Raw genomic sequence first — 18,111 nt, forward strand, 5'->3', positions numbered from 1 at the left:
AGGCCCCGGGGGATTCCGGCCGCCGGAGGCGGGTGATGCCGGGAACGAGGCATCCGCGGGCTGCCGACGCAGTAGCTTGCTGGTAACCGGGTTCCTGCCTCACCGGCTGCCGGGCCGGTGACGCGTATGGTGCCGTGATCGAGCCCAGGGAGGCCGCCATGCCGCGGAGCAACGATCCGAGCGGGACATCGCGCATCCAGGACGTCGACATGAAGCTCGAGGTCGTCGTCGTCCCGGTCTCGGACGTGGACCGCGCGAAGGAGTTCTACGGGCGCCTCGGATGGCGGCTCGACCAGACTCCGCCCGGCGTCGTCCAGTTCACGCCGCAGGGCTCCGGATGCTCCGTCCAATTCGGTCCGAACCTGACGCCGGCCGCGCCCGGTTCCGCCAAGTCCTACCTGATCGTGTCCGACGTCGAGGCGGCCCGCGATGCGCTGGTCGCCGCCGGTGTCGAGGTGAGCGAGCTGTACCACATCGGCCCGCAGGGCCCGGTCAGCGGTCTGGACCCCGAGCGCCGCAGCTACTTCTCGCGCGCCTCGTTCGACGACCCGGACGGCAACACCTGGCTGCTGCAGGAGATCACGACCCGGCTGCCCGGGCGCGTCGAGGCCGCCGCCACGTCGTTCGCCTCCGTGAGCGACCTGGCGGGCGCACTTCGCCGCGCGGCGGCCGCCCACGGCGAGCACGAGAAGCGCATCGGCGAGGCGGACGCGAACTGGCCGGACTGGTACGCGGCGTACATGGTGAGCGAGCAGGCCGGCACGGAGCTGCCCACCTGAGTCCGGCGCCACGACGCCGCGCCGCTCAGCGCAGCAGCACCGGCCCGGCGTCGATCGGGGTCCGGAACAGCGCGTACGGCTTGCGCCGCAGGTCCCGTCCGCCCTGGTAGCTGGGCTGCCGGTGCAGCTGGTTCGCGGTGACGTAGAGGTGCCGGTCGACCGCCACCACCATGGTGTCCGGCCAGAGCAGCCGCGGGTCGTGCAGCAGGGTCTCGAACTGTCCGTCCGGCAGCCGCCGGAGCACCGCGTTGTGCTCGTACGCGGTCAGGTAGAGCCGGCCGGCGTCGTCGCTCTCGAGCCCGTCCGAGCCGGTGCCCTTGTCGCCCTCGTCGATGACCGTGTCGGAGACCTCCTCCTCCGGCATCGACGCGTCGGCCAGCGCGTCGGTGGCGACGCTGTGCCAGCGGCGCGACATCAGCGGGGAGTAGTACAACCGGGAGCCGTCCGCGCAGATGGCGATGCCGTCGGAGCCGATCGTCAGCGCCTGCGGCGGGCCGTCCGGCGGCCGCGACATCAGCGGTCGCCCCTCGACGATCGGCAGGTACGCGTGCAGCGGGTCCGCCGTGGTCGACGGGTGGTCGTGCAGCCGTCGCCAGGAGCGGCCGGTTCCCAGGTCGACGACGACGATGCCGTTGGGGCCGCTGACCGCGGAGTCGGTGAGGTAGGCGAGGCCGGCCGAGCCACGGCGCAGGTCGAACCGGACGTCGTTGAGGTAGGTCGTGGGCAGCGCCACCTCCGACGGGAAGGTGATCACCTGCGCGACCGTGTTGGTGTCCAGGTCGATCCGCACCAGCTTCGGGCCGCCCGGCCGGGTGGGCCGGAACATCGGGCTGCCGGTGTCGACCACCCAGAGCCGGTCGACCGGGTCGACGACCATGTTCTGCACCGACACGAACGCCTGCGCGTCGTCGTCGCCCTTGGGGGAGTTCCACCGCTCGTCCGGGAACGGCACCTCCCGGCCGTCGCGTACCTCGACCAGCGCGGCCGGCGGCTCGTCACCCCACTGCGGGAAGTTCACGAAGATCCGGCCGGTGTGCGAGACCGCCACCCCGGTCGGCATCGGGCCGGTGAAGCTGTGCACCAGCTCCAACTCGCCGACCGGTTCGGCGCCCACCGGCCCGTTCACGCCGCACCCCCGGTGGCACGGCCGGCCGGCGTCGGGCGGGTGCCGCGGGACGCGGGCCTGAGGACGGTTCCCATGGACGTACCCCCTGTCGAGGTTGGGCGGGCGCGGTCGATGATCCGACGGGCCGTGGACCGCCGGGCCACGGTCTTCCCGGCGGTCCGCGGCCGAAACCGGCCGACGTCGCCGGGATCGGATCGTCGTCGCGGCCGACGCCGCTCAGCCGAGCGGTGGGCGCCCGATCCCGTGACCGGGCGCCCACCGCCGCCCACGGCGCGGATCGTGACCGGGCTGCCTCGCACTCATCGCCGCGGTGTCGTCCGGGCTGGCCGGCCGACCCGCCGGAGAGCCCATCTGATCGCGCCCAGTACGGCGCTGGCCAGGAACAGCACGGCGGTCACCGCCAGCCAGCGGACGAGGTACGGCATCCGCTCCTGCCCGGTGGCGGCCCGGTAGGTGTCCCCGCCCCAGCCGAGGATCCCGGGCAGGAAGACCAGGAACAGCAGGCCGGCGGCGAGGGCCGGCACCCGGATGTGGTTGAGCAGGGCGAGCCGGGCCGGCCCTCGCACGGCGCCGACCGCGCCGCGCAGCGCCCGGTCGACCGTCGCGTAGATCGGGAAGAGGACCAGGTCGTGGGCGATCACGGCGCCGACGAACCACAGCAGCATCCGGCCCGCCGTCGCCTCGCCGGCCAGCCGCAGCGCGACCCAGCCGGTGACCACGAAGCAGAGCAGCAGCACGAGCAGGTGCCGGGGCCCGGCACCGTAGCCGGCCCGCAGCCGCGCGGTCGGGTCAGCCACCGGACCGGGCCCGGAACTCGATGTCGGCCACCCACTTCGTGCAGTGCACCCCGGGCAGTGCCGGGACGATGACCCGGGCCGGGAAGCCGTGGTCGGGGGAGAGGTCGGCGCCGTTCACCCGCAGCGCGAGCAGCGAGTCCGGGTCGAGGACCTGGTTGGCCTGGAGCGTGGCCTGCCGGAACAGCCCGGCCTGTTCCAGCGATCGGACGTGCGCCGAGGCCGGATCGGGCACCCCGGCGAGGGCGGCCAGGTCGCGCAGCCGTACGCCGGTCCAGGTCTGCAGGGTGGACCAGCCCTCGACACAGGCGATCGGCAGCCGCGCGGTGTGCTGGCCCATCGCGAGCAGCCCGGCCCGGTCGAGCGTCACCTCACGCCCGCCACCGCGCAGGGTCAGCCGCCAGCCCGGCCCGGTGTCGGCGCCCTGGATGCCGGCCGCGGCGGCGCTGCGGTTGACCGGGAACCCGTTCGGTCCCTCGCCGTGGTCGCGGCCCCGCGGCAGCAGCCAGGCGGTGCGCCGCAGCGGGCCGTCCAGGGTCTGCCCGACGGTCAGCACGGCCAGCAGCAGCGAACCGCCACCGACCAGGGCGATCGCCCCGCGCCGGCTGATGGTGGCCGGGCCGGGGCGGGGCGGCACGAGGCCGTCCGGGTCGGGTGGCTCGGGCCGCGTCGCGGCACGCGGCGTACGCAGCTCGGCGCCGGCCGGGCGGGACCGCAGCGCGGTGACCAGCCGGGGCAGCTTCAGCGCCACGTGCGCGACGAGGGCGGCGGTGAACACCCAGGCCCCGAAGTAGTGGGCGGTGTAGAAGTCGAAGCCGAAGAGGTAGGCGTACTGGATGTTCAGCAGGCCGGTCGCGATCTGGAAGAGGATCCCGCCGACGAGCAGCAGCAGGGAGAGCCGTTCGAGAACCTGGGCCACCGAGCGGGCCGGCGGCCAGGCGAACAGCTTCGGGATCACCGACCACAGCTTGCCCAGCACCACCGGGATCAGCACGATGCCGAGCCCCACGTGGAGGCCCTGAGTGATCCGGAACAGCCAGGATGGGCGGGTCGGCCAGTCGAACGGCGGCAGCCGCAGCCAGCCCACGTCGGTGGGGAAGGCCTGCCCGAACTGCGGCCCGTACGCGGCGTAGTCCAGCAGCCCGGTCACGATCACCAGCGGCAGCGTGACGAGCAGCGCCAGGCCGTACACCGAGGTCAGCCACGGCCCGCGCAGCGGGCTGCGCCACCCCTGGGTGACCGCGTCCACGCCCGGCGGCCGGCGCCGGTCGAGCGCGCGCCAGAACTGCCGAGGCGCGCCGTAGCGGGCCGCGGTGTCGGCGTCCGCCGGTTCCGTCGGACGATCCTCGGCGGACGGTCCGGGACTGCTCGTGGGCACCGGTCCTCCTTGTCGGTCTTCCGGCAGGCTAGACGGGGGCACGGCGCCGCGGCCCGGTTTGCCGTATTACGGAACGCTTACCGGAGGAGCAGGGTCGCTACCCGGACGGGGCCAACCTGTTGCGAACTCCTTACGGGCCCGCCGAGCCGACCCGCCCGCCGGGCCCGCTGACCTACGGTCACCGGATATGCGGGTACTGGTCACCGGCGCGGCCGGGTTCATCGGATCGCAGGTCGCCGACCTGCTCGTCGCGGAGGGGCACCAGGTGGTGGCGCTGGACGCGCTGCTGCCCCAGGCGCACGGCGGCGCGGCACCGGAGTGGTGCGGCCGGCACGACCTGGTCCACGGGGACGTGCGGGACGCCCGGCTCCTGGACCGGCTGCTGCCGGGCGTGGACGCGGTGTGCCACCAGGCGGCGATGGTCGGCCACGGCGTCGACCCGTCCGACGCCCCGGAGTACGCCAACCACAACGACCTGGGCACGGCGGTGCTGCTCGCCGCGATGTACCGGGCCGGCGTGTTCCGGCTGGTGCTGGCCAGCTCGATGGTGGTCTACGGCGAGGGGCGGTACGAGTGCCCCGACCACGGGACGGTCCGACCGGCGTCCCGCCGGGCCGAGGAGATGGTCGCCGGCCGGTACGACCCGACGTGCCCCGCGTGCGGCGTCCCGCTGAGCCCCGCCCTCGTGCCCGAGGACGCGCCGCTGGACCCGCGCAGCACGTACGCGGCCACCAAGCTCGCCCAGGAGCACCTGGCCGCGGCGTGGGCCCGGCAGACCGGCGGCGGCGCCTGGGCGCTGCGGTACCACAACGTCTACGGCCCGCGGATGCCCCGCGACACCCCGTATGCCGGGGTGGCCTCGCTCTTCCGGTCGGCGCTGGCCGCCGGGCGGCCGCCCCGGGTGCTGGAGGACGGCCACCAGCGACGCGACTTCGTGCACGTCACCGACGTGGCCCGGGCGAACCTGCTCGCGCTCGTCGCGCCGCCTCCGGCCGGCCTGGTGCCGGTGAACGTCTGCTCCGGCGAGCCGCACACCGTCGGCGAGCTGGCCCGGACGCTGGCCGTCGCGATGGGCGGGCCGGAGCCGCTGGTGGTCGGCGGCGCCCGGGCGGCCGACGTCCGGCACGTGGTGGCCGACCCGCGCCGCGCCACGGAGCTGCTCGGCTACACCGCCCGGGTGGGCTTCGCCGAGGGGGTGGCCGCCTTCGCCAGCGACCCGCTGCGCGAGCCGGCCGCCGTGTCCGCCTGACCGGCCGCCAACGAGGGCAGCGGCAGTCGCCGGGCGCCCGGGAACCGCGCATGCCGGGCGATTCAGGAGACCGTCCAGAGCAGGTGGTTCACGGCCAGGGCGGTGGCCGCCTGACCGGCCAGCCACCAGCGGCGGGCGCCCGGGGGCAGCAGCGCGGCGGCCGCCAGCAGCCAGACCGCGAACGGCAGCCAGATCCGCTCCACCTCGGCCTTGCTCATCCCGGACAGGTCCGCGCCGATCACCGCGACGGCGGCGGCGAGCGGCAGCAGCACGGCCGGGCCGAGTCCGCGTGCCGCCGGGGCCAGCGCGGCCACGCGACGACCCGGCCGGGCCCACCCGGCCCGCAACGCGGCGGCGGCCGCCACCACCGCCCGGCGCAGCGCCGGCCCGACCACCGGACCGGCGCTGAGCAGCAGCGCCGCCAGGTTCGCCCAGACCCAGTAGGCGTACGGACGCTCGGCGGCCCAGCCCTGGTAGTAGCGCTCGACGACCAACCGGTAGCCCTCCCACCACGGGAAGCCGGCCAGGGTGAACGCGCCGGCCACGGCGGCGACCCCGGCGGACGCGGCGAGCAGCGCCCTCAGCCGGGCCGCGGGACGTAGCGCGAGCACCGCGAGCGCCAGCACCCCGACCAGCACGAAGCCGTACGACAGGTACAGCGCGAAGCCGAGCAGCGCGCCGCCGAGCGCCGCGGTGCCCGGGCCACGTACCGCCAGCAGGGCCAGGCCGGCGGCCACCACGCCGGCGAAGATGCCGTCGGCCGACGCCCCCACCCAGACCGCGCCGGGCAGCAGCACCAGGAACGGCACCACCGCGCGGGCCGCGTCGGCGGCGCCGAGCGCCCGCAGGGTGACCGGCACCGAGACCACCACCGACGTCCCGACCAGCACGCAGGCGAGCGCCGCCGCCGCGCCGCCGCCCAGGCCGACCCGGTCCAGCCAGACGAAGAGCAGCAGCGCGCCCGGCGGATGCCCGGCCGTGTGGGTGGCCCACGAGTCGGGCTGGAAGTCGAGGATCCGTCCGGTGAAGCCGGCCAGCATGGCGGGGATGTCGGTGACGCCCGGCACCTCGTGTAGGTACTCCGCCTGCGGGGTGAGCCGCCGGGCCAGGCCCGCCGACCAGCCGTCCACCAGGGCCAGCGACAACGTCCAGGCCACCGCCGCGAGCCAGCCGGCGGCCAGCAGGTGACCCCACCGGGCGGTGCGGGCCCAGCGCGCCCCCCAGCCGACGACCGCGACGGCGACCAGCAGCGCCGCCGGGGTGCCCCAGCCGACGTGCGGCCGCCAGGTGGCGTACAGCGGCGCGGCGTCCGCGTGCAGCCCCGACCCGCGCGCGTTGAGCAGCAGGCCCACCACCACCGCGGCGGCCAGCAGCGCCGCCTCGACGGCGAGCACCGCCAGGTCGGCGCGGCGCCGGCGGGCCGGGGCGCGGTCGGGGGCGGTGAGCGCGGGTGCGGAGGCCATGACCATCGGACGGTACGGCGGCCGAGCGCCGCGCGGTGGCGGAACCGCCGGCCCGTCACCGTCCGGTAAGAATCGGCCGCGCGGTAAGCGTTCGGTAAGGACGTTCCGGCCCCGTCCGCCCTGGTCGCGCCCTAGCGTCGGCGGTATGCCGACCCCGATCGCCAGCGTTCCGCCGGCCCCCGTCGACGTGGTGCTGCCCTGCCTGGACGAGGCCGCCGCGCTGCCCGGCGTGCTGGCTGCCCTGCCCCCCGGATACCGGGCCGTCGTCGTGGACAACGGCTCCCGGGACGGCTCGCCGGAGGTCGCCGCCCGGCACGGCGCCCGAGTCGTCCACGAGCCGCGCCGCGGCTACGGCGCCGCCGTGCACACCGGACTGGAGGCGGCCGGCACGGAGCTGGTGTGTGTCCTCGACGCCGACGGATCGTTCGACCCGGCCGTCCTGCCGGCGCTGGTCGCGCCCGTCGCGGCCGGATCGGCGGACCTCGCGGTCGGGCGCCGCCGACCGGTCGGCGCGGGTGTCTGGCCGTGGCACGCCCGGGCCGGCACCGCCCTGGTCGCGGCCCTGCTGCGGCGCCGCGGCGTGCCGCTGCGCGACCTCAGCCCGATCCGGGTGGCCCGCCGGGAGGCGCTGCTCGGCCTCGGCGTCACCGACCGCGCCTTCGGCTACCCCCTCGAACTGCTGATCCGGGCGGCCGCCGCCGGCTGGCGGATCCAGGAACTCGACGTGCCCTACGCGCCCCGGGCCGCCGGCACCCGGTCGAAGGTCTCCGGCTCCGTCCGCGGCACCCTGCGCGCCACCCGTGACTTCGCCGGCGTGCTGCGTACCGTGGGCGGCTCCCGGTGACCGTCCTGCTGGTGATGGCGAAGGCGCCGGTGCCGGGCGTGGTGAAGACCCGGCTCTGCCCGCCGGCCAGCCCGGCGCAGGCGGCCCGGATCGCCGCCGCCGCGTTGCGGGACACCCTCGACGCCGTCCGGGCCACCCCGGGGGTGATCCCGGTGCTGGCCCGCGCCGGCCGGTTCGCCGACGCCGAGGACGGCGCCGCGTTGACCGCGGCGCTCGCCGGCTGGGTGGTGCTGGAGCAGCGCGGTGGCGGGCTGGGCGAGCGGCTCGCCAACGCCCACGCCGAGGTGGCCACCGCGTACCCGGGCCGGGCCGTGCTCCAGATCGGCATGGACACCCCGCAGTTGACCGCCGCCCGGCTCGCCGCCGCCGTACGCCGGCTGGACTCCGCGGAGGCGGTGCTCGGCGCGGCGCTCGACGGCGGCTGGTGGTCGCTGGGCCTGCGCGACCCACGGCAGGCGGCGCTGCTGCGTACGGTGCCGATGTCCACCCCGGACACCGGCCGGCACACCTGGGTCGCGCTCGGTGAGCGGGGCCTGCGGACGGCCCCGCTGCCGGTGCTGCGCGACGTCGACGAGTGGCCGGACGCGCTGGCGGTGGCGGCACAGGTCCCGGACGGCCGGTTCGCCCGGCAGGTCGGGGCGGTCCGCCGTGCCCTGGTCCCCGGCGGTCTCGGGTGAACCCGGAGGGTACGCGGACGGCGACGGTCGCGGTCCGACCGGGCGACGACGGATTCGCCACCGCACTACGCGCGCCGGACGTCGACGGTCACTGGCTGGTGCACGGCGACGGGGCCCGCAGCCGCCTGCCGGTCCGCCGTTGGCACGGCCCGGCCGAGCCGGCCGTCGTCGGAGTGGTGGCCCGCTGCGCCGGCCCGACCGTCGACCTCGGCTGCGGCCCGGGCCGGCTCACCGTGGCCCTCGCCCGGGCCGGGATCACCGCGGTGGGGGTCGACGTCTCCGCGTACGCGGTCGCGGCCGCCCGGGCCCGCGGGGCGGTGGCGATCCACCGCGACCTGTTCGACCCGTTGCCGGCCGAGGGGCGGTGGGCGCACGCGGTGCTGCTCGACGGCAACGTCGGCATCGGCGGCGACCCGATCGCCCTGCTGCGTCGCTGCCGTGCGCTGCTGGATCCGGCCGGCACCGTGCTGGTCGAGTTGGAACCGCCCGGCCCCGGGCTCTGGCAGGGGCACGCGCGGGTGGCCTCGCCGCGACGCCCGGGTGTCATCGCCCTCGGGCCGGCGTTCCGCTGGGCCCGGCTCGACACCCGGGCGGTGCATCAGGTCGCCGCCCGCGCCGGCCTCGCGGTGCGCGAGGTGTTCCGCTGCGGCGGACGCTGGTTCGGCGTGCTGGCGGTGTCGTCCGCACGAGGGTGACGCCTCGCCGCACCCGCGCGGCTCCCTCCACGCCTCGACGGCCTGCGGCGTGCCGCGCTCTCACTGAAAGCGCCGGCCGGGCCTTCGGGCGCCGGTCGGCTTGTTGACCACGGAGTCCTTGCCCCGGCGGCGCACCATGATCGACTTGGCCTTCCGCCGCAACCCTGTCAGGATCTTGCCCTTCATCCCGACCCTCCCTTCGGACGTACGTCAGCCCGCGTACCCGCCGAGACGACGGCCATTCATCAGGGCGGGTGGGCCGCTCAGCCGGTCGCGGCGGGCAGCCGGACCACGAAGCGGCAGCCCTCGGTGGTGTTCTGTACGTCCACCCGACCGTCGTGCGCCTCGACGAGCCCGCGGACGATGGCCAGGCCGAGGCCGCCGGAGCCCTCCCCGTTGGTCCCCGAGCGAGGGGTGCGGGCCGGCTCGCCGCGGAACGCCACGTCGAAGAGGCGGGGCAGGTCCTCCTCCGGAATGCCGCCGCAGGTGTCCGCGACGGCCAGCCAGGCGTCGTCCTGCTCTCGGCCGGCGTCGACCCGGACGGTGCCGTCGTCCGGGGTGTAGCGCACCGCGTTGAGCAGCAGGTTGCCGACCACCCGGGCCAGCTCGGGCTCGCTGGCCAGCACGGTGGGCCAACCCGACTCCGCCGCGACCAGGCGGATCCGCCGGGCGGCGGCCAGCGGGGCGGCGCCCGCCAGCGCGTCGGAGACGACCTCGCCGAGCGGCACCGCGGTCAGGGAGAGCCGCAGCGCGCCGGCGTTGATCCGGGAAAGCTCGAAGAGGTCGTCCACGAGCCGGGTCATCCGGTCGGTCTGGACGCGGATCCGCCGGTGGTACTCGGCCACCGTCGTCGGGTCGTCGACCACCCGGTCCTCCAGCGCCTCGGCCATCGCGCGCAGCCCGGCCAGCGGCGTACGAAGGTCGTGGGAGACCCACGCGACCAGGTCCCGGCGGCCCTTCTCGATCCGGCGCTCCCGCTCCCGCGCCTGGTCGGCCCAGATCGCGGCCGCGGCGAGCCGGCGGCCGAAGTACCAGCCGATCGCGAGGCTCACGGCCGCCGCGGCGGCGACCGTGAGCAGCACCACCTGGAGGTCGTGGCGGGACAGGAACATCGCCTGCGCGACCGTCACCACGCCGGCCACCACGGCCGTCACGGTGACCGCGAGCAGCACACAGACGTGCACGGTGATCGACCGGTGGCGCAACAGGCGGAGGGCGAGCGCGCCGGCCAGGCCGATGCCGAGCGCCGCGCCCAGCGCCATGACGAAGATCAGTGCGAGGTCACGCATCGGCGGGCTGGTACCGGTAGCCGACGCCCCACACCGTGACGATGCGTCGCGGGTCGGCCGGGTCGTCCTCGACCTTCTCCCGCAGCCGCCGCACGTGCACGGTCACCGTGGACTGGTCGCCGAAGTTCCAGCCCCAGACCCGCTCCAACAGTTCCGCGCGGCGGAACGCCCGGGCCGGGTGGCGCATCAGGTGGGCCAGCAGGTCGAACTCGCGCAGGGTGAGGGTCAACTCCCGGCCGTGCAGCCGCGCCACCCGCGGCCCGGTCTCCACCTCGAGGCCGGCGTCGACGAAGACCTCGGCGGCCGGGGGAGCGGGCTCGCCGGCCCGGCGCAGCACCGAGCCCACCCGCAGCACCAGCTCCCGGGGGCTGAACGGCTTGCCCAGGTAGTCGTCCGCACCCAGTTGCAGGCCGAGCACCCGGTCCGCCTCGTCGCCGCGGGCGGTGAGCATGATGATGGGTACGCCGTCCGGCTGCTCCCGCAGCCGCCGGCACACCTGCAAGCCGTCCAGCCCGGGCAGCATCAGGTCGAGCACCACCAGGTGCGGCCGGCGCTCGTGCACCGCCTCGAGGGCGGCGATACCGTCCCCGACGTGGCTCACCTCGTAGCCGGCGTGCTCCAGGTAGCGGCAGACCACGTCGCTGACCGTCCGGTCGTCGTCCACCACCAGCACCCGCTGCCCCACGTGCACCTCCCGGGCCAGCCTAACCATGCCGCCACCGGCGGGTCGGAGCCGAGATGTTGCCGCTTCCTTACGGCCCGCCCGCCCGTCCGCTCCGAACTGACCGGCCGCTCAGCCGTCCGGCATGGGCTGCGTACGATGCGGGGTCGGACATCCCCTCGTCGCGGCGGAGGTATCGGTAGATGGCAGGCCAGCACGAGGGCTTCGCCCTCGGTGTCGACCTCGGGACGTCCAACACCGTCGCCGTGCTGCGCTGGCCGGACGGGCGGACCCGTCCACTGTTGGTGGACGGCCAGCCGATCATGCCGTCCGGGGTGTACGCCGACCCGGACGGCGGGCTGCACGCCGGCCTGGACGCCCGCCGGCTGGCGCAGGGCGATCCCGCCCGGTTCGAGCCGAACCCGAAGCGCCGGATCGACGAGCCGAGCGTGCCCCTCGGCGACCGGGCGTACGCCCCGGCGGAGCTGCTCGGCGCGGTGCTGCACGCGGTCGGCCGGGCCGCGGTCGCGGCGGTCGGCTTCCTGCCTCCGGCGGTGCTGACCTGTCCGGCCGCCTGGGACGCGGCCCGCCGGCACGTGCTCGGCGACGCGCTGATGCGGGCCGGATGGCCGCAGGCGGCCGAGCACACGATGTCCGGCCCGACGCCGCCCGGAACCCGGCTGCTCCGCGAACCGGTGGCCGCCGCCCGCTACTACACCGAGGTGCTTCGCCGCCCGGTGCCGGTCGGCGGCGCGGTCGCCGTCTTCGACTTCGGCGGCGGCACCCTGGACGTCGCGGTGGTCCGCAACGAGGGCTCCGACCCGTGGGGCGACTCCGGCTCGACCGTGGTCTCCTGCGGCGGCCTGCCCGACCTCGGCGGGCTCGATGTCGACGCGGCGTTGGTGGAGCGCGTCGGCGAGTTGGTCGCCGGGAAGCACCCGGAGCAGTGGGCGCGGCTGACCGCGCCGCGTGACGCCACCGCGCGGCGGGACCGCGTCCAGCTCTGGGACGAGGTCCGGGGCGCGAAGGAGATGCTCTCCCGCGCCACCGTCGCGCCGGTCGCGGTGCCCGGCGTGGCCGAGGCGGTGCGGCTCACCCGCGACGACGTGGAGCGGGCCGCCGCGCCGCTGCTGCACCGCGCGGTGGCCGCCGCCCGGGACGTCATCGGCGAGGCCGGGCTCGGCCCGGAGCAGCTCGCCGGGCTGTTCCTGGTCGGCGGATCGTCCCGGATACCGATGGTGGCCCGGATGCTGCACGCCGACCTGGGAATCGCGCCGACCGTGCTGGAACAGCCGGAACTGCCGGTGGCCGAGGGGGCGCTCACCGACCTGCCGCAGCGCCGCGGGGCCCGGCCCGCCCAGCCGGTCCCGAACCCGCCGGCACCCGTCGAGCCGGTCCCGGCCACCACCCTCGCGAACGCGGGCTCGGGCGCGACCGTCCCGGACGCGGCGTCGGGCACGACCGTCGCGGCGGGTCCGGCCGGGACGCTGGCGGACAGCGGACCAGATGCGACGGTGCCGGGAACCGGACCGACGGGCGGGCCGGGCGCGACCGTTGCGGCGGCGACCCTGGCGGCCACGCTGCCGGCCGGCAACGGCGTCCGGCCGACCCTCGCCGATCTGCCCGGCGCCACGACTCCGGTGTCCGGCCCCGCCCCGGTGTCGGCGCCGCCGTTCGGCCCCGGGTACCCGTACCCCGTCGCCGGCCCGATGTCCCCGCCCGCCGGCCCGGTGCCGCCGCCCCGCGGTCCGGTGTCCGCGCCGCCCTCCGGTCACCCGGCCGGGCTGCCCGCCGGCCGTCGGCGCCGGGCCTGGTGGATCGGGCTCGGCGGCGTCCTCGCCCTCGCCGGCGTGGCCGCCGCCGCCGTGCTCTACCTGACCCGCGATCCCTACCCGGGTCTGGAGTTCGAGGAGGCCGTGCGGCAGATCGCCCGGCCGGAGGCCGGCGACGAGCGGCCCACCGGCATGTGGACGGCGGTGCTCGGCGACCGCGCCTATCTCGCGTACCAGCGGGCCGACGACCAGCTGGAGGTGGCCGCGGTCGACGCCGGCACCGGCGACGAGGTGTGGCGCGAACCGACCGGGATCGCCGCCGACGACTGGGAACGGGTCGTCGCGGTCCCGGGCGCGGTGGCGGTCTACGCCGACGCGCCGGGCGACAGCACCCCGCGTGAGCTGGTGATCCTGGACGGCGCGTCCGGGAAGCGGCTCTGGAACCGTCCTGTCCGGGGCGACGACGAGGTGTTCTTCACCGATCGGGTGGCGGTGCTGGTCGACCGGACCGAGCACCGGCTGGTCGGCCTGGGGTTGAACGACGGCCGGGAACGGTGGAGCGAGCCCAACCCGAAGGACCGGTACGACAGCGCCCGCACCACCGTGCTGCCGGTGAGCACGGAGAAGGCGGCCGGCGGGCCGGCGTACCTCGACGGCGCGGCCCGCGACCCGTGGCACGGGAAGCAGGGCCGGCGGTTGGTGCAGGTCGGCGCGGACCGGTCGGTGCGGCTGGTCGACATGGACAGCGGCGACATCGTCCGCAGCTGGGGGAACGTGGCGGACCTCGACGACCTCGTGGCGGCGCACGAGGACCGGCTCTACGTGGCGAACGACGACGGCGGCTACCAACTGCTCGCGTACGACCTGAACTCGTCGGCGAAGCCGGCCGTGCTCCACCGCGCGCCGGACGAACGGAGTCGGCCGAAGGCGTTGGTGGCCTGCGGCGAGCACCGGGCCTGCCTGCTGGAAGTGCCGGACGCCGAGGCCGCGCGGACCCAGGTGGTGGCGGCGAGCGAGCAGGACGGTTCGGTCACGTGGGCGGCGCCGAACGCCACCGCGCTGGTGGCGCTCGGCGAGCGCCTGCTCGTCCGGCGCACCGACCCGTCCGCCAGTGGCACCGTCTTCGACGTCGCCGGCAAGGCGGTGCTGCGCGACCGCGACGGCGTGGCGGTGCGGCTCGACGCCGGGAACCTGCTGGTGTTCGCGAAGACGCCGAGCACCATCGAGGAGGACCGCAGCGTCGCCGGGGTGTGGGCCGCGACCGGGGAGGTGTCGGAGCTGGGCGAGCTGAAGGACGTCCGCAGCGCGACCTGCTCGTGGAACACCCGGGTCATCGCCTGCGGCTCGGAGAAGGACTTCGTGCTGTACCGCCTCGCCGCGGAGTGACCGTGAGCCGCGGCCAAGGGTGATCCACTCGAGGTCGGCGTACCGGAGTCGATCATGCCCCGCCGGGGGTTCACGCGCACCCGCCGGGGCGACGGTGGCTATTCGCGGTGCAGGACCACGAGGTCGGCGTCGTGGTCCTGCGTCCACTGGACCGGCAGCCCGACCGCGGTGAGGTGGCTGCCGGAGTAGTGCCGGTCGTCGTGCCGGTACGTCCCGTCCGGCTCGAGGCCGCGCAGCGGCAGCCGGACCGGGCGGGACGGCAGCTGCCCGGGGCCGTCCGACCGGCCGGTGTGCCAGGCCAGGACGACCACGGTGCGCCGGTCGGGGGAGGTGTACTGCACCGCGCAGCGGGCCTGGTCGGGCCCGCCGATCAGGTGCACCTCCCCGTGCGTGACCACCTCGCGGATCTCCTTGTACCGGGCGATCCAGCCGGCGGCCTCGGCCCGCTGCTCCGGCGTCCAGTGCCGGATGTCCGCGCCGACGCCGAGCACGCCGGCCATCGCCAGGACGAACCGGAACGCCAGCGAGCGCGGTCGCGGGTCGAAGATCCCGGGCGCGTCGGTCACCCAGGAGCTGAGCAGGTGCGGGGCATTGGCGTGCAGGAAGCCGTGCTGGATGGCCAGCCGGTCCAGCGGGGCCGTGTTGTCACTGGGCCAGAAGATGTCGGCCCGGGCGGCCATCGCCAGGTCGGTGCGCGCGCCACCACCCGCGCAGGACTCGATCAGCACGTCCGGGTGGTCCCGGCGCAGCCGCTCGTAGATCCGGTGCAGGTTGGTCACGTGCGCGCCGTCCAGGTCGACCGGCCGGTCCGCGCCGGCCCGGCCCGGTTCGGTACGCGGCCGGTTGAAGTCCCACTTCAGGTAGCCGATGTCGTACCGGCGCAGCAGGCCGTCAATCGTGCCGTGGACGAACTGGGCGACCTCCGGCCGGCCCAGGTCCAGCAGGTACTGGTTGCGGATCGGGGTCAGCGGCCGGCCGTCCACGGCGTACACCCAGTCGGGATGCGCCGCGTAGAGCCGGGAGCGGGGGCTGACGCACTCCGGCTCCACCCAGAGCCCGAAGCGCAGCCCCAGCGCGCGCACGTCCGCGATGAACGCGTCGAAGCCGTCCGGGAAGCCGGCCGGGTCGGGCGTCCAGTCACCGAGGCCGGTGGTGTCGTCGACGCGGCCGAGGAACCAGCCGTCGTCCACCACGAACGTCTCCACCCCGAGGTCGGCAGCGATCCGGGCCAGCGCGAGCTGGCTGGCCGCGTCCACGTCGAAGTAGGTCGCCTCCCAGGAGTTGTAGAGCACCGGCCGCGGCGTCAGCCGGTCACCGGCGAGCGTCCGCTGGTAGTGGTGCCACACCCGCGCCAGCCCGCCGAGCCCCTGCGCGCTGTACGCCCCGGCCACCTCCGGCAGGGTCAGTTCACCGCCGGCCGGCAGCTCCAGCGGGCCGTCCGCGAGTCGCCGTCCGGCCCGGACCCGGGTGAGCCCGCCGGTGTCCCGCTCCGCGATGATCTCCCAGGAGCCGGTCCAGGCCACCGAGACGCCCCAGGTGGGTCCGTCCGGCTCGGCGCGGTCGCGGACCGCCAGCCACGGCACGTGCAGGTGGCCGGGGACGCCCTGGTTGCTACCGATGGTGAAGGCGCCGTGGCCGAGGTCGACGTGGTCGAGTTGGAACTCCTGCGACCACTGCCCCCACTGGTGGCTGAGCAGCGCGCCGTGCGGCGTCGGGACGCAGAAGCCGGCCGAGCCGGCGCGCACCAGCCGCAGCGACTCCGCGCCGTCGTTGGTCAGCTCGACCCACCGGCGTACGACGTCGGTGCCGGCCGGCACCGCGTACCGCAGCACGGCACGCAGCCCGGTGACCGGGTCGGCGAAGGTGACCGCGAGCGTGCCCGCGGCCGGATCGTGGGCGGCCTCGACGAAGCCGAAGGCCACCCGCCGATGCCCGGTCGTGGTCTCCACCACCAGGTCCGCGCCGGTGAACGGCCGGTCGGCGTCGGTGGCGTACTCGACCGGCGCGGCGTCGCCGGCGGTGAGGAACGGCACCGGGCCGTCGTACGCCACCGGGGAGGGGCCGTCGCCGACCCCGTGCGGACCCCACGCGTCCAGTTCCAGCCAGCGTTCGTGCGCCGGCAGCGTCACGGCGTACTCGGTGTGCGCGCCGCGCAGCGTCCAGCGCCGGGCTGCCGAAGTCATGGCGTCTCCCTCGGTCGGGACGGCTCGCAGGACCGCCTCGCTCCGCGCGCTCACTTGACCGCCCCGATCGCCAGGCCGGAGACGAAGTGCCGCTGGAATCGCAGGAAGACCGCCACCGTCGGGACCGCGGCGATCACCGTGCCGGCGGCGATCACGCTCCACGACGAGACGAACTGGCCCTGGAGCGCGAGCAGCGCCGGGGTGACCGGCATCTTGTCGTCGGTGCGCAGCACGGTGATGGACCAGAGCAGATCGTTGAAGATCCAGGTGAAGGAGAGCGCACCGAGCGCGGCCAGGGCCGGGCGGGTGAGCGGCAGCATCACCCGGGCGAAGATCTGGGCCGGGCCGGCGCCGTCGATGGTCGCCGCCTCCTGGATCTCGTTGGGCAGGTCGCGCATGAAGCCGTGCAGGACGAAGGTGTAGAAGCCCAGCCCGAAGCCGACCTGCACCGCGATCAGCGCCCACAGCGTGTCGTACAGGCCGGTCAGCTCGCTGAACTTCTGCACCGGGATGAGCAGGATCTGCGGCGGCAGCAGGTTGCCGGCGAGCATCAGCAGCAGGATGGTCCGCCGGCCGGGGATCCGGTAGCGGCTGAGCGCGAACGCCGCCAGCGCCGCCAGCAGCAGGCTCAGCGCCACCGACGGGATCGTCACCAGCATGCTGTTGATCAGAGCCTGCAGTTCGCCGCCGTCCGTCCACGCCTGGCGGTACGTGTCGAGCGTGAACGAGTGCGGCAGGCTGCCCACCCCGTTGGCGGCGATGTCGTCGAAGCTACGGGTGGACATCACGATCACCCAGAGCACCGGCCCGAGCCAGAGCAGCGACAGCAGGGTCATGCCGGTGTGGAACACCCCGGTACGGAGCTTGCGGATCACGCTTCCTCCCGGAACGCACGGACGAGGTAGCCGAGGATGACCGCCAACGCGAGCACGAAGATCACCACGGCGATCGCGGAGGCGTACCCCAGCCGAAGGCTCTGGAAGGCGGCCGAGTACATGTACGTGCTGAGCAGCTCGGACGAGTGGTAGGGGCCGCCCCGGGTCAGGGACCAGACGATGTCGAACGAGCGCAGCGAGTCGATCACGATGACCGACAGCACGACCGCGTTGACGCCCTTGAGCTGGGGCACGGTGACGTACCAGAGCCGCTGCCACGCGTTCGCCCCGTCCATCCGGGCGGCCTCGTGCAGCGCCGGGTCGATTGCCTTGAGGCCGGCGAGGAAGAGCACCATCACGTAGCCGATCTGCCGCCACAGCGCGGGCAGGATCACCGCGTAGAGCGCGGTCTCCGGGTCGGCGAGCCACGGCCGGATGAGTTGCTCCAGCCCGACCGCGCGCAGGATCGAGTCGGCCAGCCCGTCGGGCTGGTAGAAGACCCGCCAGACCAGCGCGGTCACCACCAGCGAGAAGACCACCGGGGTGAAGAGCGCCGCCCGGTAGAAGCCGACCCACCGGCGGTCCTTCTGCAGCAGCAGCGCCATCCCGAAGCCGCCGACGACGGAGAGCCCGCCGAACAGCACCAGCCAGATGACCGTGTTGACCAGGGCGCCGCGGAAGGTGGCGTCGCCGGCCAACTCCACGTAGTTGTCGACGCCGACGAACTGCGGCGGCGTCTGGCCGTCCCAGCGGGTCAGCGAGAACCAGAAGCCCTGGAGCGCCGGCCAGAACACCCAGATGCTCTCGACCGCGAAGGGCACCAGCACGAACGCCGCCAGCAGCGGCGACAGTCGAGCCGACCGTCGCCGCCGCCGGGGTGTGCCGGCCATCCCGGGCGCGGTCGCCCGGGATGCGTCGGCCTTGGTTGCCACGTCTGTCA

At 75.4% G+C, this 18,111-nt stretch carries 16 protein-coding genes; 6 read left to right on the forward strand and 10 right to left on the reverse strand.

Features of this window, described 5'->3' with window-relative positions:
* Window positions 1-158: 158 nt before the first annotated feature.
* Window positions 159-779, forward strand: coding sequence for a VOC family protein (locus O7603_RS01395; RefSeq protein WP_281573836.1), 621 nt, complete (start codon window positions 159-161; stop codon window positions 777-779).
* A 25-nt stretch (window positions 780-804) separates the two neighbouring features.
* Here the strand turns inward: O7603_RS01395 and O7603_RS01400 are convergent, their stop codons facing one another.
* The 3 genes from O7603_RS01400 to O7603_RS01410 form a co-directional block, all read right to left on the reverse strand.
* Window positions 805-1,905 carry an L-dopachrome tautomerase-related protein gene (locus O7603_RS01400; protein WP_281573837.1) on the reverse strand — a complete coding sequence of 367 codons (1,101 nt, stop codon included), beginning with the start codon at window positions 1,903-1,905 and terminating at the stop codon, window positions 805-807.
* Between the two features lie 299 nt (window positions 1,906-2,204).
* Window positions 2,205-2,702 carry a hypothetical protein gene (locus tag O7603_RS01405; protein ID WP_281573838.1) on the reverse strand — a complete coding sequence of 166 codons (498 nt, stop codon included), beginning with the start codon at window positions 2,700-2,702 and terminating at the stop codon, window positions 2,205-2,207.
* Window positions 2,695-4,077 (reverse strand): molybdopterin-dependent oxidoreductase, encoded by a 1,383-nt coding sequence (locus tag O7603_RS01410; RefSeq protein ID WP_281573839.1) that lies wholly within the window; start codon window positions 4,075-4,077, stop codon window positions 2,695-2,697. Before O7603_RS01410 ends, O7603_RS01405 begins: the two co-directional genes overlap by 8 nt.
* 187 nt (window positions 4,078-4,264) lie before the next feature.
* Between O7603_RS01410 and O7603_RS01415 the strand changes: the two genes are divergently transcribed.
* The gene (locus O7603_RS01415) at window positions 4,265-5,326 is read left to right on the forward strand and encodes an NAD-dependent epimerase/dehydratase family protein (RefSeq protein WP_281573840.1); all 1,062 of its coding nucleotides are present in this window, start codon (window positions 4,265-4,267) and stop codon (window positions 5,324-5,326) included.
* Window positions 5,327-5,388: 62 nt separating this feature from the next.
* Here O7603_RS01415 and O7603_RS01420 read toward each other — a convergent pair whose 3' ends face one another.
* Window positions 5,389-6,789, reverse strand: coding sequence for a hypothetical protein (locus tag O7603_RS01420; RefSeq protein WP_281573841.1), 1,401 nt, complete (start codon window positions 6,787-6,789; stop codon window positions 5,389-5,391).
* A gap of 145 nt (window positions 6,790-6,934) precedes the next feature.
* Here O7603_RS01420 and O7603_RS01425 point away from each other — a divergent pair, with 145 nt between their 5' ends.
* The 3 genes from O7603_RS01425 to O7603_RS01435 are packed head-to-tail and all read left to right on the forward strand — an operon-like array spanning window position 6,935 to window position 9,005.
* Entirely contained in the window at window positions 6,935-7,633 is a 699-nt protein-coding gene (locus tag O7603_RS01425) for a glycosyltransferase family 2 protein (RefSeq protein WP_281573842.1), read from the forward strand.
* Entirely contained in the window at window positions 7,630-8,310 is a 681-nt protein-coding gene (locus tag O7603_RS01430) for a DUF2064 domain-containing protein (protein ID WP_281573843.1), read from the forward strand. The genes O7603_RS01425 and O7603_RS01430 overlap by 4 nt, the downstream gene beginning before the upstream one ends.
* Window positions 8,307-9,005 (forward strand): class I SAM-dependent methyltransferase, encoded by a 699-nt coding sequence (locus tag O7603_RS01435; RefSeq protein ID WP_281573844.1) that lies wholly within the window; start codon window positions 8,307-8,309, stop codon window positions 9,003-9,005. Before O7603_RS01430 ends, O7603_RS01435 begins: the two co-directional genes overlap by 4 nt.
* Before the next feature lie 60 nt (window positions 9,006-9,065).
* Here O7603_RS01435 and O7603_RS01440 read toward each other — a convergent pair whose 3' ends face one another.
* The 3 genes from O7603_RS01440 to O7603_RS01450 all read right to left on the reverse strand — a co-directional run bounded on the left by O7603_RS01440 (window position 9,066) and on the right by O7603_RS01450 (window position 10,979).
* Window positions 9,066-9,191, reverse strand: a complete 126-nt coding sequence (locus O7603_RS01440; RefSeq protein ID WP_281573845.1) for a hypothetical protein — start codon at window positions 9,189-9,191, stop codon at window positions 9,066-9,068.
* Window positions 9,192-9,268: 77 nt separating this feature from the next.
* Window positions 9,269-10,294 (reverse strand): ATP-binding protein, encoded by a 1,026-nt coding sequence (locus O7603_RS01445; RefSeq protein ID WP_281573846.1) that lies wholly within the window; start codon window positions 10,292-10,294, stop codon window positions 9,269-9,271.
* Window positions 10,287-10,979, reverse strand: a complete 693-nt coding sequence (locus tag O7603_RS01450) for a response regulator transcription factor (protein ID WP_281576571.1) — start codon at window positions 10,977-10,979, stop codon at window positions 10,287-10,289. Before O7603_RS01450 ends, O7603_RS01445 begins: the two co-directional genes overlap by 8 nt.
* A gap of 179 nt (window positions 10,980-11,158) precedes the next feature.
* On the opposite strand from O7603_RS01450, the gene O7603_RS01455 reads away from it, so the two are divergent.
* Window positions 11,159-14,113, forward strand: a complete 2,955-nt coding sequence (locus O7603_RS01455; protein WP_281573847.1) for an Hsp70 family protein — start codon at window positions 11,159-11,161, stop codon at window positions 14,111-14,113.
* A gap of 98 nt (window positions 14,114-14,211) precedes the next feature.
* Here the strand turns inward: O7603_RS01455 and O7603_RS01460 are convergent, their stop codons facing one another.
* Genes O7603_RS01460 through O7603_RS01470 form a run of 3 tightly spaced genes read right to left on the reverse strand, consistent with a single transcriptional unit; the run spans window position 14,212 to window position 18,103 of the window.
* Window positions 14,212-16,296: an alpha-galactosidase gene (locus O7603_RS01460; protein ID WP_281573848.1), complete on the reverse strand. Its 2,085-nt coding sequence runs from the start codon at window positions 16,294-16,296 to the stop codon at window positions 14,212-14,214.
* Between the two features lie 50 nt (window positions 16,297-16,346).
* Window positions 16,347-17,171: a carbohydrate ABC transporter permease gene (locus tag O7603_RS01465; RefSeq protein WP_281573849.1), complete on the reverse strand. Its 825-nt coding sequence runs from the start codon at window positions 17,169-17,171 to the stop codon at window positions 16,347-16,349.
* Window positions 17,168-18,103 (reverse strand): sugar ABC transporter permease, encoded by a 936-nt coding sequence (locus O7603_RS01470; protein WP_281573850.1) that lies wholly within the window; start codon window positions 18,101-18,103, stop codon window positions 17,168-17,170. The genes O7603_RS01465 and O7603_RS01470 overlap by 4 nt, the downstream gene beginning before the upstream one ends.
* Window positions 18,104-18,111 lie beyond the last annotated feature (8 nt).

The sequence above is a fragment of the Micromonospora sp. WMMD812 genome, assembly GCF_027497215.1.
In the GTDB taxonomy this organism is placed as follows: Bacteria; Actinomycetota; Actinomycetes; order Mycobacteriales; family Micromonosporaceae; genus Micromonospora.

What these genes read in the sequence shown, in the direction of transcription:
- O7603_RS01420 (WP_281573841.1), bottom strand. Translation starts at nt 6,789, where the DNA reads ATGGCCTCCGCACCCGCGCTCACCGCCCCCGACCGCGCCCCGGCCCGC.
- O7603_RS01415 (WP_281573840.1), top strand. Translation starts at nt 4,265, where the DNA reads ATGCGGGTACTGGTCACCGGCGCGGCCGGGTTCATCGGATCGCAGGTC.
- O7603_RS01395 (WP_281573836.1), top strand. Translation starts at nt 159, where the DNA reads ATGCCGCGGAGCAACGATCCGAGCGGGACATCGCGCATCCAGGACGTC.
- O7603_RS01455 (WP_281573847.1), top strand. Translation starts at nt 11,159, where the DNA reads ATGGCAGGCCAGCACGAGGGCTTCGCCCTCGGTGTCGACCTCGGGACG.
- O7603_RS01425 (WP_281573842.1), top strand. Translation starts at nt 6,935, where the DNA reads ATGCCGACCCCGATCGCCAGCGTTCCGCCGGCCCCCGTCGACGTGGTG.
- O7603_RS01440 (WP_281573845.1), bottom strand. Translation starts at nt 9,191, where the DNA reads ATGAAGGGCAAGATCCTGACAGGGTTGCGGCGGAAGGCCAAGTCGATC.
- O7603_RS01445 (WP_281573846.1), bottom strand. Translation starts at nt 10,294, where the DNA reads ATGCGTGACCTCGCACTGATCTTCGTCATGGCGCTGGGCGCGGCGCTC.
- O7603_RS01460 (WP_281573848.1), bottom strand. Translation starts at nt 16,296, where the DNA reads ATGACTTCGGCAGCCCGGCGCTGGACGCTGCGCGGCGCGCACACCGAG.